At 59.3% G+C, this 15,299-nt stretch carries 13 protein-coding genes; 5 read left to right on the top strand and 8 right to left on the bottom strand.

Translation table 11 applies throughout. The annotated features are described in order from the left end of the window. Positions 1-124 precede the first annotated feature (124 nt). A complete protein-coding gene (locus DES53_RS17205) occupies positions 125-802 on the top strand; it encodes a hypothetical protein (RefSeq protein WP_113959530.1) in 678 nt (225 codons plus the stop codon). Positions 803-970: 168 nt separating this feature from the next. Here DES53_RS17205 and DES53_RS17200 read toward each other — a convergent pair whose 3' ends face one another. Then, on the bottom strand, positions 971-1,570 hold the full coding sequence (locus DES53_RS17200; RefSeq protein WP_113959529.1) for an SMI1/KNR4 family protein: 600 nt from the start codon (positions 1,568-1,570) through the stop codon (positions 971-973). Positions 1,571-1,992: 422 nt separating this feature from the next. Here DES53_RS17200 and fusA point away from each other — a divergent pair, with 422 nt between their 5' ends. Continuing rightward, complete coding sequence (gene fusA / locus DES53_RS17195; RefSeq protein ID WP_113959528.1) at positions 1,993-4,101, top strand: elongation factor G; 2,109 nt, start codon at positions 1,993-1,995, stop codon at positions 4,099-4,101. Between the two features lie 66 nt (positions 4,102-4,167). Here fusA and DES53_RS17190 read toward each other — a convergent pair whose 3' ends face one another. After that, a complete protein-coding gene (locus DES53_RS17190) occupies positions 4,168-5,016 on the bottom strand; it encodes a polysaccharide biosynthesis/export family protein (protein ID WP_170157182.1) in 849 nt (282 codons plus the stop codon). Positions 5,017-5,087: 71 nt separating this feature from the next. Further along, entirely contained in the window at positions 5,088-6,374 is a 1,287-nt protein-coding gene (locus DES53_RS17185) for an NAD(P)/FAD-dependent oxidoreductase (RefSeq protein WP_113959526.1), read from the bottom strand. Positions 6,375-6,503: 129 nt separating this feature from the next. Between DES53_RS17185 and DES53_RS17180 the strand changes: the two genes are divergently transcribed. Continuing rightward, complete coding sequence (locus DES53_RS17180; protein ID WP_113959525.1) at positions 6,504-7,637, top strand: hypothetical protein; 1,134 nt, start codon at positions 6,504-6,506, stop codon at positions 7,635-7,637. Positions 7,638-7,689: 52 nt separating this feature from the next. After that, positions 7,690-8,349, top strand: coding sequence for a GNAT family N-acetyltransferase (locus DES53_RS17175; protein WP_113959524.1), 660 nt, complete (start codon positions 7,690-7,692; stop codon positions 8,347-8,349). Here DES53_RS17175 and DES53_RS17170 read toward each other — a convergent pair. Further along, positions 8,282-10,366: a prolyl oligopeptidase family serine peptidase gene (locus DES53_RS17170; RefSeq protein WP_211325588.1), complete on the bottom strand. Its 2,085-nt coding sequence runs from the start codon at positions 10,364-10,366 to the stop codon at positions 8,282-8,284. The genes DES53_RS17175 and DES53_RS17170 overlap by 68 nt on opposite strands. Before the next feature lie 510 nt (positions 10,367-10,876). After that, positions 10,877-11,254 (bottom strand): hypothetical protein, encoded by a 378-nt coding sequence (locus tag DES53_RS17165; RefSeq protein WP_147263452.1) that lies wholly within the window; start codon positions 11,252-11,254, stop codon positions 10,877-10,879. Between the two features lie 192 nt (positions 11,255-11,446). Between DES53_RS17165 and DES53_RS17160 the strand changes: the two genes are divergently transcribed. Then, positions 11,447-12,034, top strand: a complete 588-nt coding sequence (locus DES53_RS17160; RefSeq protein ID WP_113959522.1) for a hypothetical protein — start codon at positions 11,447-11,449, stop codon at positions 12,032-12,034. A gap of 18 nt (positions 12,035-12,052) precedes the next feature. Here DES53_RS17160 and DES53_RS17155 read toward each other — a convergent pair whose 3' ends face one another. The 3 genes from DES53_RS17155 to tsaD form a co-directional block, all read right to left on the bottom strand. Continuing rightward, entirely contained in the window at positions 12,053-13,288 is a 1,236-nt protein-coding gene (locus DES53_RS17155) for a serine hydrolase domain-containing protein (protein ID WP_113959521.1), read from the bottom strand. 119 nt (positions 13,289-13,407) lie between these two features. Beyond that, on the bottom strand, positions 13,408-14,058 hold the full coding sequence (locus DES53_RS17150) for an EcsC family protein (protein WP_113959520.1): 651 nt from the start codon (positions 14,056-14,058) through the stop codon (positions 13,408-13,410). A 114-nt stretch (positions 14,059-14,172) separates the two neighbouring features. Further along, a complete protein-coding gene (gene tsaD, locus DES53_RS17145; RefSeq protein WP_113959519.1) occupies positions 14,173-15,207 on the bottom strand; it encodes a tRNA (adenosine(37)-N6)-threonylcarbamoyltransferase complex transferase subunit TsaD in 1,035 nt (344 codons plus the stop codon). Positions 15,208-15,299: the final 92 nt, after the last annotated feature.

Genomic DNA, 15,299 nt, shown 5'->3' with positions numbered 1-15,299 from the left:
CACGTCCATGGATTTCTGGACAGGAATTATTTTCTCAAGGTGGCTTCGAACAAAGACTTCCCATCCTTCGTCGAATCCTGTAAAACCATCTGGCATACCCAATGCTAGACATCGTTTCATCCCTATGATGCGAGTCCCCCAACCCGGCTGCTGGTATCGCTTCACCCCTGCCGACTGGCAGTTTATCGGCGATATTCTCGCGCTCTCCGAGCGCAATCGTACAAGCCTCGCCAAGCTCGGCGACGACCCGGACGCCGTGCGATCCATCGCGGACGAACCGCGATTGTTCGAGGCGCTGCTCATGAACCAGCGAGCGGCGCTGGTCTCTCCGGAGCTCTTCTTCTTCGTGGTGGTGCGACAGACACTGAAACGCATCGGCGTTGAGGACCTCGAGGTGGCGGACTACGTGGCCGTGGTCTGTGCCGACTTCGGCGTGCCCACCAACCCCTCCGCGGACCGCGAGCAGGAAAAGGCCAGCCTGTACAGCGTGGACTATCTCCAGGCCCTGGAGAGCGCGGGAAACCACGAGCGATTTTTCATCCATGTGCAGTGCGCCAACCAGTTCCTGGTACTCACGTGTTTGTATCCCTCCTTCCTGCATCACCGTGCAGAGAGGAAGGGCGCTCCAGATGTGAAGTTCTACGACGGCGTGGTGATGAATCACCTTTCCGCCGCAGCCAAACACATCCTGGCTTCGGAGTTCGCGCTGCATGACGTGCTCATGAAGCTCTCTGAAGCATTTCCACCCGTGCGCCGTGCCATGAACTACACATTGCGCGAGTACCTGCACCTGGGAGCGTGAGCGGAAGGGAGGATTGAATTTCGGAAAGGAGGTGAGCCATTGCATGCGGGAGACAAGGCGCTATCATGTGCCTGTCTCCCGCCATCATCGTTTCATGGCGGTGATTTGTGATGAAGCGTACCCTTCATTTTCTCTGGAAGACCATCCCATGGTGTTTGCTGACGAAGCTCACTGGCACTCTTCAGGCCTGAACCACGGCCCCTGCTTGTGGAAGTAGAGTCTCGTGTGAAGGGACCTTGAGATGGGTCCTCTCATGCGCGGCTTATTGAATACTATTCTATAGAGGAACTCGGCAAAATCCACTGTTAGAACCTCCACTCCAGAGTCCTCTATGAGAACAATCTTGGGTTTTGAGCCTCTGGACACCGTTCCTACTTTACTTTCCAATCCCTGAAATCCTGCAAGTAATCGGTAAGAAAATGAGGCAAACAACAGAATGCCCCCTGCATGAGGATAGAACTCATGCCCCGGGTACAATTGGGCCAGTCTGTCACCCGCCACACTCTGGCAATGATTAGTTAGGCGTCGCCACTCATCCCGGCGATTTGGCCCGTACAGGCTGATGTAGTCTCCGAATACACCAGGCCCAAACGTTGTGGCAATTACCTTGAAACTATCCGGCAATCGGACACCGAGATCCTCCTCACACCTCGCCCAGTCTTCTGCACTCGGTCCGGGCTTGAGCTGATACAACCCTTTCTTGGCGTGTTCACAGAGCAGCTCCAGATACGACTTTCTGCTGACGTCCAAATCGAGGGGAAGCTGCATCAGTGCACATCGTACCAAGCAAAACTCCACTCACAAGAAAAGAACCCAATTGGGAGGGAGGTGGAATTGCGCCCGCTGTGTGAGTGTCGGCGTAATTGACTTTTGCAGGAATACCCGCATCTTCTTTTCACCATATGTTCCCCGTTGCACGCAACTGCATTCAGCACCCTGGCTGTCGCCAGGGCAGGGATGCTTTTGCGTGCAGTCAGGCCGAGGCCCACTGATGGGGCCTTCGTCGTGTCTCGTGAAAGGACATGACTTGATGCGCCGCAGCCCGGCCGCCTGATTCGCAGCAACGACTTTCCCTGAGAGCCCTGGAGACCTTCTCCAGGGCTTTTTTTGCGTTCCGGGGATGTGCCGCAAACCACCGCTATGTGAGGACGCACACGTGGCAGGACCCAAACAAGAAACCGTACCTCGTTATGAAAACGACCAACACTACCGCAACCGCCACCCAACGCGAACGCATCCGTAACATCGGCATCGCGGCCCATATTGATGCAGGCAAGACCACGCTGACGGAGCGCATCCTGCTCGCTGCCGGCGCGATCCACCACGCAGGTGACGTGCATGAAGGCAACACCACCACTGACTTCGATCCGCTGGAACGTGCCAAAGGCATTACCATTTCCGCAGCGGCGATTCCCTGTGCCTGGACACCACGGGAGGAGACTGGCATCAGCAAGCTCTTCGCGGGACAGCGTCATGCCCTGAATGTCATCGACACACCCGGCCACGTGGACTTCACGGCCGAGGTGGAGAGATCCATGCGCGTGCTGGATGGCGCGATTGCCGTGTTCAGCGGTGTGGATGGCGTGCAGCCTCAATCTGAAACCGTGTGGCGCCAGGCGGACCGCTATGGCGTGCCTCGACTTGCGTTCGTGAACAAGATGGACCGTACCGGCGCGGACTTCATGCGTGTGGTGCAGCAACTGCGAACCCAGCTCGGCGCCAACGCTTGGCCTGTGCTCGCGCCCCTCGGCGCGGAGGACAACCTGCGTGGCCAGGTCGATGTCATCAGCCAGCGTCGCTACATCTTCTCCAGAGAATCCCAGCAGAGCTGCACGGTAGAGGAAGGACCCTCTGATGATGATGGCCCTGCTGCCGAACTGCGCTCTGAACTCGTGAATCGCATCGCGGAGCTCGACGATGTGGTGGCGGAGCTATGGCTGAATGACCAGCCCGTGCCCGACGAGGTGCTTCGAGCTGCGGTGCGCCGCCAGACCCTTGCCGGCAAATTCGTGCCGGTGATTGGTGGCAGCGCGTACCGCTATGTCGGCATTGAGCCCCTGTTGGACGCGGTGGTGGACTTCCTTCCCTCCCCGCTCGATCGCGGCACGACGGAAGCGCACAATGACGAAGGTGAATCCATCTCCGTGGACAACGGCGTGGACGCGCCGCTGGCAGCGCTTGCCTTCAAACTGGTGCATGACTCGCAGGCCGGACGCCTCGTCTATGTGCGTGTCTATCGTGGCGTGTTGGAGCGCGGCATGACGGTAGCGAATCCCCGCACAGGTCAGCGCGAGCGCATCGGTCGCATGGTGCGTGTCGTGGCGGATCGCCGTGAGGAGTTGTCACGTGCTGAGGCAGGTGACATCTGCGCCGTCGTCGGACTGCGTGGTTTCCTCACGGGAGATACGTTGTCAGACCTTGATGCCGTGGTGTCGCTGGAGCCTCCGCAGTTCCCGCAACCGGTCGTCTCCTTCGCCGTGGAACCACGCACCAGCGCGGACCGCGAGCGCATGAGCGTGGCCCTGCAACGACTCGCCGAGGAGGACCCGACCTTCCGCACCTACACCGACGCTGAAACCGGACAGACCATCATGGCCGGCATGGGCGAGCTGCATCTCGAAGTGCTGCTCACCAAGCTCGCGCGCGACCATCGCGTGGCGCTGAACTCCGGCGCTCCGCAGGTTGCGTGGCGTGAGACCATCGAACGCAGTGCCGAAGCCGACCACCTTCTGAAGAAGCAGAACGGTGGATCGGGCAGCTATGCCCGCGTGTCACTCCGTGTGGATCCCCTGCCTGCGGGCAGTGGCAACCGTGTGGAGAACCGCGTGCAAGGCGGCGCCATTCCTTCGCAGTTCATGCGCTCGGTGCATGCGGGTATCGAGTCCGCACTCACTGCCGGTGTGCTGCGCGACAGTCCTGTGGTGGATGTGCTGGTCACCATCCTCGATGGTCACGCGCATGCAAAAGACTCGAACGACCTGGCCTTCCGCCAGGCTGCCATCGAGGCCACGCGTGAGGCACTGCGCGCGGCGCGTCCAGTGCTGCTTGAACCTCTCATGGCCGTGGAGTGCACCGTGCCGGAGTCTCATCAAGGTGACATCCTCGGTGACCTCAGCCGACGTCGCGGCCAGGTGCTGGGGCTGGGGATGCCCGCCCAGAATGGCACCACCATCGTGCGTGCTGAAGTGCCGCTCGCGGAACTCTTCGGGTATGCGGATGCCATTCGCAGCCTGAGCAAGGGCCGTGCGAGCTACACCATGAAGCCTGCCCGGTATGAGCGGGCTCCCATGGCGGCATAACAACGCGCCGACTCCATGTCCGATAGATGCTTGCTGCCGGGTGATTTCAAGGATTGCCCGGCAGCTTCAACCAAAGTACTGCTTTTCAATTTCGACTCTGATCAAGTTGGCGAGTTGCCGACAGGTACGGCCTGCGGCCCTGACTTTTCCGATGTAAGGCACTTTCACAAAGCCGTCCTGCCCCACGGTCAGCATGTGCTTTTCCGGGCCCACCGAGGTGAATTGGACCGAAACCACATCACCTGCCCGGAGCAGTCGGAGATCGTCATGCGCGCTGACTGCAAGCTTGCCTCGCGGCTTCCAGATCAGTCCATGCCGCTTATTGTGAGCGCGGTCGTCGCTCGCAAAGAAAAATTTCTTCGTCTTCAGATGATAGTGCACGGTCCAGTCCGCGCGATAGGCCTCACCGCAATGGGCGGCCGTGAGCCTGAGACGCAGCGTTTCACCATCCGGCTCCCACCCGAGAAATCCGCACCCCGCATGGTAGCGTTGGGTGGCATCACCCGCGAGCGAGTAGACCCTGTCAAACTCTGCCCAAGCCAGCTCATCAAGCGTGCTTCCTGCATCTGTTCGCACGAAAGTTTCCTGCTTGGTGATCCGGTACAGCACAACAACATTGTCCCCACTGCCCGTCTTCTGAGTACGCAGCAGCCACTTCTCAGAGGGATGGAAAGAGAACCCCGCGCCGTACATGGCTGGGTCGCGAGCGCCCGTAGACAGCTTCACTGGAGGTGCGCCCCCTTTGCGTGAAACCCAAAACTCCCAGTCCCAGATATCTCCACCGGTGGTGTGATACTGATCGATGCGGAAGCGTTCCGATGGAGAGATGCAGGCATGCTCCTCTGCCTTCACCAGCGAGGCGTCCTGCGCCATCGAAGAACCTCCTCCCATCACTGCGAGGAGAGCGGCTGCCATGGAGATGGCGTTTCTCAACATGGCCGGGATCTTACCCCGGAGCCATGCCGTTGCACCAGAATTCCGGCGTCTCAACCTTTCTTCGCCTGGCCCACACTGGTGATCAGCCTCGCGCCCTGCGCGCGGGTGAAGTAGGACCACACCCAGATGAGGAACACGGATACGCGGCTGCTCATGTTCATGAGGAAAATGAGGTGCACGAACACCCACGTGAGCCAGGCGGGCAACCCGCTGAACTTCACGAAATGCAAATCTGCCACCGCGCGGTTGCGGCCGATGGTGGCCATGCTGCCACGGTCCCAGTAGGAGAACGGCTTGGCCGCCTCACCCTTGATGCGTGCGAGGATGTTCTTCGCCACCCACTTGCCCTGCTGCATGGCCACGGGCGAAACGCCGGGGAGCGGCTTGCCGTCCTTCCCCGCACAATTCGCCGTATCACCGATCACATAGATCTCCGGATGATCTGGCAGATTCAGTTCTGACGTGATCTGGATGCGGCCTGCGCGATCCAGCGTACCCGGAAGGCTTTTCATCAGTGGTGAGGCCGCATTCCCCGCAGCCCAGATGACTGTGCGCGCATGGATGAACCCGTTGGCCGTGGCCACGCCGGACTCGTTCACGTCCTGTACCGAAACTTTCAAGCGCACATCCACCTTCAGATTGCGAAGCTGGCCTTGCGCCTGCTCAGACAGCTTCGGGTCAAAGGCCTGCAGCACACGATCTGCCGCATCCAGGAGGATCACTCTCGCCTCTGAGGGATCAATGTGATGGAAGTCACGCAGCATCGTTTCGCGGGCAATTTCGGAAATGGCTCCGGCCATCTCCACACCGGTGGGACCTGCACCAACAATGACAAAAGTCATCAAGCGCTCACGCTCCACGGGATCCTTCTCCGCCTCAGCCTTCTCGAAAGCCATGAGCAGCCTGCGGCGGATGCCCAGCGCATCGTCCAGCGTCTTCAATCCCGGCGCGTACTGTTCCCACTCTGGATGACCGAAGTAGGAGTGTCGGGCTCCGGTGGCGACAATGAGGTGGTCATAGGGAAAGCTGCGCTCACCGGCCAGAACCAGCTTCTTCTCCACATCAAAACCCGTCACGTCCGCCATGAGGATTTCGATGTTCTCCTTACTCCGCAGGATGGCGCGCACGGGTTGGGCGATATTCGCCGGAGAGAGGCCTGCGGTCGCCACCTGATAGAGCAGCGGCTGGAAGAGATGGTGATTCTCCCGGTCGAGCACGGTGACTTGCACCTCCTTGTTCCCCAGGGCTTTCGCGGCGGAGAGCCCACCAAAGCCCGCTCCCACAATCACCACGCGAGGCACGCCCTGCGTTTCTGAGTTCGCTGCGTTCGTGTTCATACCTGATTGCGAGCATATGTGGAGCCATTCGCATCCCCGGGCGAGCGGAATTCGACAACGGGCAACGCTCATGCAAACGCAGGTGAACGGGCATTTGCGTGTCGCCCGGCATCTGCTTTGCTATGAGTCATGAGACTCGCTTTTTACTGCCTGCTTGCGCTTGCGTCCATGGTTCCGCTGCAAGGGCACGGTCAGGATAGCATCCTGAAGCAGGTGACCTTTTGCCGTAGTCTTGCGGAGAACCAGACTCCGGGCGAGAAGGTGGAGTCCTTCATGCCGGAAGATACAGTCTACCTTTCCGTGGAATTGAAGGGACGGCCCAAGAGCGGTGTGGTGGGGTGCCGGTTTCTCATCGAGGAAACGCTCATCGCCGAGGCCAAGATCGATGTGGCGGGCGTGAACAAAGGGGTGCTTTTCTCCGTGGGCCAGAGCACTTTCGCCGGCTTCAACCTCACCCACGCGAATCCGTTGCCAGTGGGCGACATGTACCGCGTGGAGTTGAGCCTGGATGGCAAGGCTCTGGGGACCTACCCTTTCCGCATCTCGCCCCCGAAGGATTCGCTTCCGAGCAAATTCAAGTCAGGCATCTTTGAAAAGGAAGTGGCGGGCGAGCGGCAGTCCCTCGAACCGGACGCCTCACTGGCTCCGGAGGACAGCGTGATCTTCAAAGGTGTGGCGGATCTCGGCGTGAGCACCTGGCTGCGCATCAACTGGCTGGTGAATGGCAAGGTCGATGCCAAGGGCACCCGCAGCCTGACCATGGAGGAGAACAAGGCCGATTGTGGATTCTTTTTTTCCTTCCGCCCCGATGAAGGCTGGCCGGCGGGCAAGCATGAAGCGGTGCTCGTCATCAATGGAAAAGAAGCAGCACGGCAGGCCTTCACCGTGAAAAGCACTCTTGCAACCCGGATGTCCACCCAGGTGGGACAGATCCAGCCGGTGTCCTTCAAACTTTATCGAGGCGATGAGAAGGGCGAGAACATCACGGAGGTGAGTGCCTTCAGCACGAGTGATACCGTCCTCTTCGCCGAGTGGAGCCTCAAGGTGCCTGCCAATGGCGCGGGCGTGCAGTTTGTGTGGACCCTCGTGGACGCGGGCGGCGAGAAGAACGTAGCGATTGCCAAGGCCGACCTCACAGAGGGCATCTACCGCCGCCTGCGCAGCAGTCTGAAGCTGAATGGCGCTCCGCCGGTAGGAAAGTACCGCGTGGACCTTTTGCTCAATGGCAAGTTGATCGACAACCAGCCGTTCGAGGTGAAATAGTGCTCGGGGAGGGTGAAAACTCAGGAGCGCCCTCAGACAAGCAGCAGGGTTCATGATTTCCTTTCTCAAGAATCTCTGCTGGAGGGCAGTCTACCCATGGCCACGCTCCATCGTGGAGGGCATCCGTCCCCTGCGAATCTCAGTGTGCCCCGAATCCAGGTTCGCAGAGTGTGAACGCTTGTTCGACGAGAACACCGCCCATGGGATTCCGGCGAATCACCGCGATGAATACCAATCCTCCCTGCGGAGTGGCAGGCTGCTCACCCTCATTGCCGAAGATGCGAACGAAGTCGTCGGCACCTTTGGCGTGCAGTATCTGGAGCAGAAGAAGAGCTACTGGCTCTGCTATCTGTTCATCTCACCAAAGCACCATCGAAAGTGCATAGGCACCACACTGTTCTTTGCATCCATCGCCTTGCTGCCCCAAAACCACCCTGACGTCAGTGTTTGCATCTGCAATCTTCACGGCACCGCGGGATTTTACAAACGATTGGGGTTCCTGCAGGTGGGTGAAGTGGATTTACCTGAAGGAGAACGTTCCCAGGTAGCCACGTTGTATCTCTGGCCTCGAGCGGCGAAGAAGATTCGTGCCTGGCTCTTCGCTGCGGGGACCAGACTTCCCGAGCCTGGCTATGGCATTCCCATCATCTCGCTCGCTCCACCCCCAGCACCTTCACCAGAAACGCCCATTCATCCGCCGTCTCCTCAATGACCTTGCTGAGCGCGGTGCCACCGCCGTGGCCGGCACTGGTTTCGATGCGAATCATGACCGGAGGACCGTCTTTCGCCTGGCACTCCTGGAGGCGGGCGGCAAACTTGAAGCTGTGCGCGGGCACCACGCGGTCATCGTGATCGGCGGTGGTGATGAGTGTGGCGGGATAGCGCGTGCCCTCCTTCAGATTGTGCAGTGGCGAATACTTGAGCAGCGCCTTGAATTCATCCGGCTTCTCGCTGCTGCCGTAGTCGCTCTTCCACGCCCAGCCGATGGTGAACTTGTGGAAGCGCAGCATGTCCATCACACCCACACCGGGCAGCGCTGCGCCGAACAACTCAGGGCGCTGGATCATGCACGCGCCCACCAGCAGGCCGCCATTGCTGCCTCCCTGAATGGCAAGCTTGGACGGTTGAGTGTAGCCCTCCTTGATGAGCCATTCGGCGGCGGCAATGAAGTCATCAAAGACATTCTGTTTGCGCAGCTTGATGCCTGCCTCGTGCCACTCAGAGCCGTACTCGCCTCCACCACGTAGGTTGGCCATGGCGAAGACACCGCCCATTTCCATCCACACGGCGCGGCTCACGGAGAAGCCCGGTGTGAGACTGATGTCGAATCCACCATAGCCATAAAGCAGGCAGGGATTGGAACCATCGAGCTTCAATCCCTTCTTGTGGATGATGAACATGGGCACACGGGTGCCATCCTTGCTCTGGTAGAAGACCTGCTTCGCCTCGAGCTGGGTGCCATCATAGTTCAGCTTTGGCTGACGCCAGATGGTGCTCACGCCGGTAGGCACATCATAGCGGAAGATGGTGGTGGGTGCGGTGAAGCTGGAGAAGGCATAGAAACTCTCCGAGTCTGCATTCTCCCCACTGAATCCTCCGATGCTGCCGATGCCGGGCAGCGCCACCTCACGGATGAGTTTGCCCTCAAGGTCAAAGGTGCGCATCGCTGACTTTGCATCCTGCAGGTACTCACCAATGAGCTGCCCACCGAACATGGCCACGCCCTCCAGCTTGTGTTCAGATTGCGGGATGATTTCACGCCACTGTTTCTTCTCCGGCTTGGTGACATCGATGGCGATGACACGGTAGCGCGGCGCATCGAGATCCGTGTGGAAGTAGAAGACCGTTCCCTTGTTCTCCAGAAAGTTGTAGGCCGCATCAAAGCCCTTGAGCAGTTCCACAAAACCGGAGCGCTCCTGTGTGAGGTCCTTGTAGAATACCTGGGACTTCGGGCTGGTATCCTTGTTGACACTGAGGATGAGGTAGCGACCATCCTCAGTGACGTACGGGCTGTAGCTCCAGCCAGGTTTGTCCGTACGAGCGTAAATGAGCTGGTCCTCATCCTGTTTCTTCCCAGGGACATGGAACCACACGCTTTGGTTCTCATTGCGCTCCGTCAGGGCTGCGCCGCCTTCCGGTTTGGGATAGCGGCAGTAAAAGAAACCGCTGCCATCGCGCTTCCAGCTCGCACCGCTGAACTTGATCCACTGCAGCACCTCCGGCAAATCCTTGCCCGTTGCGATGTCCTTGATGCGGAACTCCTGCCAGTCGCTTCCCGCACTGGAGGTACCCACCACCATGAGCTTCCCATCTTCACTCACCGACGTCTCCGTGAGCGAAACGGTGCCGTCTTCCGAAAGCTTGTTGGGATCCAGCAGTTCGCGCCCTTCCTGGTCCAGCGAAGGAGTCACGTACAACACGCTTTGATTCTGCAGGCCGGTATTGCGTGTGTAGAAGTACTGTCCGCCCTTCTTGAAGGGCACACCGAAGCGCTCAAAGTTGAACAGCTCCTGGATGCGGTTGCGAATCTTCTCCCGCTGAGGAATCTGCTCCAGCCAGCCAAAGGTGACCTTGTTCTGCGCTTCCACCCAGGCCTTGGTCTCCGCGCTGTTGTCATCCTCCAGCCAGCGGTACGGGTCCTGCACCTTGGTGCCGAAGTAATCATCCTCGACGGATTGTTTCTTCGTTTCCGGGTAGGTGAGGCTCTGGGCCACCGCGATGCTTTGCATGAGAATGAATACGACCAGCGCGCGCACCAGGCGTGCTGGAACAGAAGGCAATGGCGAGCACACGGGATTGTCGGTTCTGCGTCGGCGGCATTTCTTGAAGATGATCGTCAATGGCAACAGGCAGCTCATTCGTACTAGTGTGGTAAGTGATTCATTCACATATCAATCCAACGAACTACGTTGCGGCTCTTGGTAGCTCCTACGCCGAAGGCGTTGTACATTGAATAGCCCGAGGTCAGCCCGCGAAGCGGGCGCCACCTCGGGAATGCTCCCGAAACTTGCTGAACGCCGTAGGTGTTCCACATATGCGGCGTCGTGGTAAGAAGTACGGCACGCCGCATGAGCTGCCTTTATCGAACACCTTCGGCGTTCATGAAAAACTACCTCCCCCAGGGTGGCGCCCGCTTTGCGAGCTGACCCTGGGCTTTGCATGTTCAACGCCTTCGGCGTAAGAAGACCCAACGACATTTATCACGAATTTACCCATCACCACCCTCGTTGGGAAGAAACTCAGGAACCAGCTGCCTTCAAAAACAAGAACGCGGCACCCTGCATCTTGCCCAGATACGCCGCACAGCCACCCAGCAGAATTGCAATCCAAAGTACTGCGTTCGCCGGCAGCATTTTCCGTTTTGCCAACACTGGGAGAACAAGACCCAAAATGAGGAAAATCGCGTATTTCGCAATCAACCAAGGCTCCGTGTAGGACATGGACGGCATTCCCTGTTTGATCTTCGCAATCATCCCAAATCCCGCGATGAGCAGGATGAGCAGGCCAATGCCGTGATACATCATTCCCTTCCGATTGCCGGAGGCGAGCGCGCCGAATCCGACGAAGAGGAGAATCAATCCAACCAGGTGAGCAATATGGTAGAAAGCAGGACTCATGGCCGCATGCTGTCACGGAGTTGGCGGACGCACAAGCGGGGATGCACGGAGTCTTGGCAACCACGATGGGAACCTGTCCGAGTTGTCATGAGATTTTTTACAGACAATTGACAATATTTTCCCTATATAGGCGTTGGCTCTGTGACAGGTCTTGGCTTACGTGAAAGAACCTACCTTCATCACTTTCTCCCTATGAAACGTGTCTCCCTTTTCTTGATGGCAGCCTTGCTACTGACCGGCGCGGCCTCCGCACAAACGAATGTACCGGCAGCCCTCCAGAAGAAGTTTCCCAGCCTGAGGGTCCAGCCCAAGGTGGCGACCAAGCGCGACCCTGTCCAGGGCTCCTTCTACATGCAGAAGATGACCATCACACCCTCGGTGATTGTGGAAGGGGCAGCCACCCAACCCCAGGGCGCCATGGAGGCTACGATGCTCATCATCGCCATGGACACCGGGGCGAAATACCGTGAGCGCCGTGAAATTTACAAGGTGCACGCGGCCGAAACCATTCAAATCGCCGCCGTGGACAAGGCGATCAAGCGGGAGCTGGAATTCAGGCCGTCCAAGACTCAATTTGACTCCTACCGCGACACTTCGAACGTGGGTGGCGCTGTCTACAAATGGTATGTCTTTGGTCTGCGCGATGCGGAGACCAAACAGCTGCTGCACTTCGAAACCAATTGCGTTCCCTTGCAGAAGCACACGGCGTCAAACCCGGACGGTCGCAGCAAGTTCCTGGCTCTTGCGACCGGTTCGTTGTTCGACACTGAGTTCAAATGAGCGAACCAGGCGACCCACTCACTGCGCCGCCGCCTCTTTGCCAAACGCATCCACCGCGGCCCGCTGGAGGGCCGCGCGCATGTCGCTCTTGTCCGAGTTGGGCAGACCGGCGCGCTGGATGAGGAGGACGATGGCGAGCTTCCTGGTGGGATCGATCCAAGCCTGCGTTCCGTAGGCACCTCCGTGGCCGAAGCTGCCGGGGCTCAGCGCCTCCGTGACCCCCACGGGAGTATTCACGATATGGAAGCCCAAGCCCATGTGCATGCCGTCGGAGAAGCTCACCTTGAGGTCACCGGTCTGGTTGGTGGTCATGAGCTTGAGCGTCTCCTCCTTGAGATAGCGCTTCTTGCCCAGCTTGCCGCCGTTGAGCACCATCTGGTACATCTTCGCGAGGTCTGAGGCAGTGGAGAAAAGACCGCCGGCAGCGAGGGGCATGCGCTGCTTGTCCTTCAGATTTGGGCTCAGATACTTCACGGTGGTGGCTTCGAGACCTTTGTTGTCAGGGCCGGGCTTGTAGGAAGTGGCGATGCGCTTGAGTTGCGCCTCGGTGGGCCAGAAGGTGGTGTCCTTCATGCCGAGCGGCTCAAAGAAGCGCTCCTGCATGAACTGGGCAAAGGGCAGGCCGCTCTTCACCTCGATGAGGCGACCGAGTGTATTGATGCCAGGGTTGCAGTACTGCCACTTGCTGCCGGGCTCGAATTGCAGGGGTGAAATGGCATAGCCGACCACTGCGCCGTGCAGGGTAAGCGCGTCCAGTACGCTGCCTTCACCGGGGAGATTACCGGTGAGGCCACTGGTGTGGGTGAGCAGGTCCTTCACCGTGATGGGACGCTGCGGTTTCTTCAGCACGACGCGCTCCGGAGTCTTCTCCTCGATGATCATCTGCCCCTTGAACTCGGGCAGGTGTTTTTCCACCGGGTCATCGATACTCAGCTTACCCTCTTCGACCAGCATCATGAGTCCCATTGCCGTCATGGGCTTGGTCATGGAGGCAATCCAGAACATGGCGTCCTGCTTCATGGTCTCCTTGCTCTCCAGATTCGCGGAGCCCACGGTTTCCAGGGCGAGTACCTTGTCCGGAGAGGTGACCATAAGCACGGCGCCGGAAATGGTGCTGTCATCCACAAACTTCTGCAGTGCCGGAGCGAGCACGGCGGGCTTGCGATCGTCCTTGGCCCACGAGGTGGTGCAGGTGCAGAACATGGCCGCGAAGGCCGCAGCACACAGGGTGGTGGAGAAATGGAAACGCGTCATGGCGGGGATGTTGCGATGAGACAAGCGGAAGTGTCAAGGACACCATAACGTAGCTCGCGAGTCCCTTCGCGAGTGTATTTCCAAGGCAATTCTCGCGAAGGGACACGGACCTACGTGGGTCAGGCCGTGCGCCTCTTCCGTCGTGGATAGAACAGCGCCTTCGCCGTGCGTCCCACGACATTGCAGGCTGTGGCGTCGAAGACACCACCCACCACACCTCCCAGCAGGGGAATGCCGCGGGCGAGGCTGGCAGCCCCTTTCTTCGCGGCGGCAGCCATCAGTCGCTTCCCCACCTGTGCCTGCACTTCCGCCACCACCTCGGCGGAGAGTTTGTTCATCATGGCCTTGGTGACACCCTGCGTGAGGTCGAGACCGGCAGCCTTGCCCACGTCCTTCACAGCGTCACCGGCGAGACTGGCAAGGATGAAGGTCTGCACGCGATCCGAACCCAAGTCGAACCCACAGATGCGCGCAATAGCCGCGGACATGCGTGCCTGAATAAGCCAGGAGGCCAGCATGTCTGCCGGCACACTCACGGGCATGGTGAGAATGCCGCCCAGCCCGGTGATGAAACCCGCAGTGAAGTTTTTCGTGGTCTCCCACTGGATGAGGGCATCGATGCGCGCGCCATCATCCGCGTAGGATTCATCGATGAGGTACTCCTGCGCCAGATTCTCCGCAGTGGAAAGTGGCGCAGCGCCATTCACGGACTTGTCCATGAGCCACTCCATGAGGGAGGCTGCATCCTTGGGCGCGCTGCCGGATTTCATGGGCGCATGGTAGGCACACGCGCACCACGAGCTCAATGAGAAAACGGTGCGGCACCTCCACCATCAACGGCGGCCAAAACAAGCCCCTCCTTGGAAGGGACCGCTTTGGGATGACTAACCCACCAGCGGCAAGTTCGGATTCACATCCACCTCCAGCGGCGAAGAGTACCCCGCCTTCCACCGCTGCACGGCGGCGAAACCAATCATGGCGGCGTTGTCCGTGCTGTAGCTTGGTTCCGCGAGCTGGAGGGTGAGGCCGAAGTCCTTCGCGCGTTTTGCGAAGAGTTCGCGCACACGGCTGTTGCAGCTCACGCCGCCACTTACGGCGACAAGCTTCTCCCCACAGGCACGCGCAGCGCGCACGGTCTTTTCCACCAGCACTTCCACCACGGCTTCCTGGAAGGAGGCGCACACATCCGCCATGACCCGCTCCGAGGTGAGGTCCACCTTCGGCAGGAGATAGAGCACGGAGGTCTTCAGCCCGCTGAAGGAGAATTCGTTGCTGCCGCGTTCCATCATGCTGCGCGGGAAATCATAGGCATCGCGACGCCCTGCTTTCGCGCGGCGATCGATTTCCGGTCCACCGGGATAGGGCAGGCCGAGCATCTTCGCCACTTTATCGAAGGCTTCGCCAGCTGCATCATCGCGGGTGCGGCCCAGTAGCTTGTAATCCCCCACGCCACGCACGTGCAGCAACATGGTGTGACCTCCGCTTACGATGAGTGCCACGTGTGGGGGAATCTCCGGCAGCGTCTCCGGAGCACTTTCACCCGTGGGCATGAAGGGCGAAAGAAGATGTCCCTCCAGGTGATTGATGGCGAGGAAGGGACGCCCCTCCGCCAGTGCGAGCGCCTTGGCAGTGGTGCTGCCGATGAGCAGTGAACTCACCAACCCGGGACCACTCGTGGCGGCGAAAGCCCCGATGTCCTTCAACGTGACCCCAGCCTCCTCCACCGCCTGCTCCACCAGCGCGCGCATGTGCAGGATATGATTGCGCGAGGCCACCTCCGGCACCACACCGCCATAAATGCGATGTGCCTCGATTTGCGAGGCTACCACACTGCTCAGCACGGCACCCTCCGCGGTGAGCACCGACGCAGCAGTCTCATCGCAAGAGGTTTCGAGGGCAAGGAGTCGGGCAGAAAGCATGAGGGGAAAGGGGCCGGGAGCATACCATGCTTCTGAAACAAAGCGATCTTGCACCTCAAACTTAGCCCCTCTATGAAGGAAAAGTGTTTGTC

Origin of the sequence: Roseimicrobium gellanilyticum (assembly GCF_003315205.1) — a bacterium.
GTDB classification, from domain to species: domain Bacteria; phylum Verrucomicrobiota; class Verrucomicrobiia; order Verrucomicrobiales; family Verrucomicrobiaceae; genus Roseimicrobium; species Roseimicrobium gellanilyticum.
The sequence above is the reverse complement of the archived record's forward strand: the minus strand, read 5'-3'. Positions and strand labels throughout refer to the sequence as shown.

What these genes read in the sequence shown, in the direction of transcription:
- DES53_RS17205 (WP_113959530.1), top strand. Translation starts at nt 125, where the DNA reads ATGATGCGAGTCCCCCAACCCGGCTGCTGGTATCGCTTCACCCCTGCC.
- DES53_RS17200 (WP_113959529.1), bottom strand. Translation starts at nt 1,570, where the DNA reads ATGCAGCTTCCCCTCGATTTGGACGTCAGCAGAAAGTCGTATCTGGAG.
- fusA (WP_113959528.1), top strand. Translation starts at nt 1,993, where the DNA reads ATGAAAACGACCAACACTACCGCAACCGCCACCCAACGCGAACGCATC.
- DES53_RS17190 (WP_170157182.1), bottom strand. Translation starts at nt 5,016, where the DNA reads ATGGCAGCCGCTCTCCTCGCAGTGATGGGAGGAGGTTCTTCGATGGCG.
- DES53_RS17185 (WP_113959526.1), bottom strand. Translation starts at nt 6,374, where the DNA reads ATGAACACGAACGCAGCGAACTCAGAAACGCAGGGCGTGCCTCGCGTG.
- DES53_RS17180 (WP_113959525.1), top strand. Translation starts at nt 6,504, where the DNA reads ATGAGACTCGCTTTTTACTGCCTGCTTGCGCTTGCGTCCATGGTTCCG.
- DES53_RS17175 (WP_113959524.1), top strand. Translation starts at nt 7,690, where the DNA reads ATGATTTCCTTTCTCAAGAATCTCTGCTGGAGGGCAGTCTACCCATGG.
- DES53_RS17170 (WP_211325588.1), bottom strand. Translation starts at nt 10,366, where the DNA reads ATGCAAAGCATCGCGGTGGCCCAGAGCCTCACCTACCCGGAAACGAAG.
- DES53_RS17165 (WP_147263452.1), bottom strand. Translation starts at nt 11,254, where the DNA reads ATGAGTCCTGCTTTCTACCATATTGCTCACCTGGTTGGATTGATTCTC.
- DES53_RS17160 (WP_113959522.1), top strand. Translation starts at nt 11,447, where the DNA reads ATGAAACGTGTCTCCCTTTTCTTGATGGCAGCCTTGCTACTGACCGGC.
- DES53_RS17155 (WP_113959521.1), bottom strand. Translation starts at nt 13,288, where the DNA reads ATGACGCGTTTCCATTTCTCCACCACCCTGTGTGCTGCGGCCTTCGCG.
- DES53_RS17150 (WP_113959520.1), bottom strand. Translation starts at nt 14,058, where the DNA reads ATGAAATCCGGCAGCGCGCCCAAGGATGCAGCCTCCCTCATGGAGTGG.
- tsaD (WP_113959519.1), bottom strand. Translation starts at nt 15,207, where the DNA reads ATGCTTTCTGCCCGACTCCTTGCCCTCGAAACCTCTTGCGATGAGACT.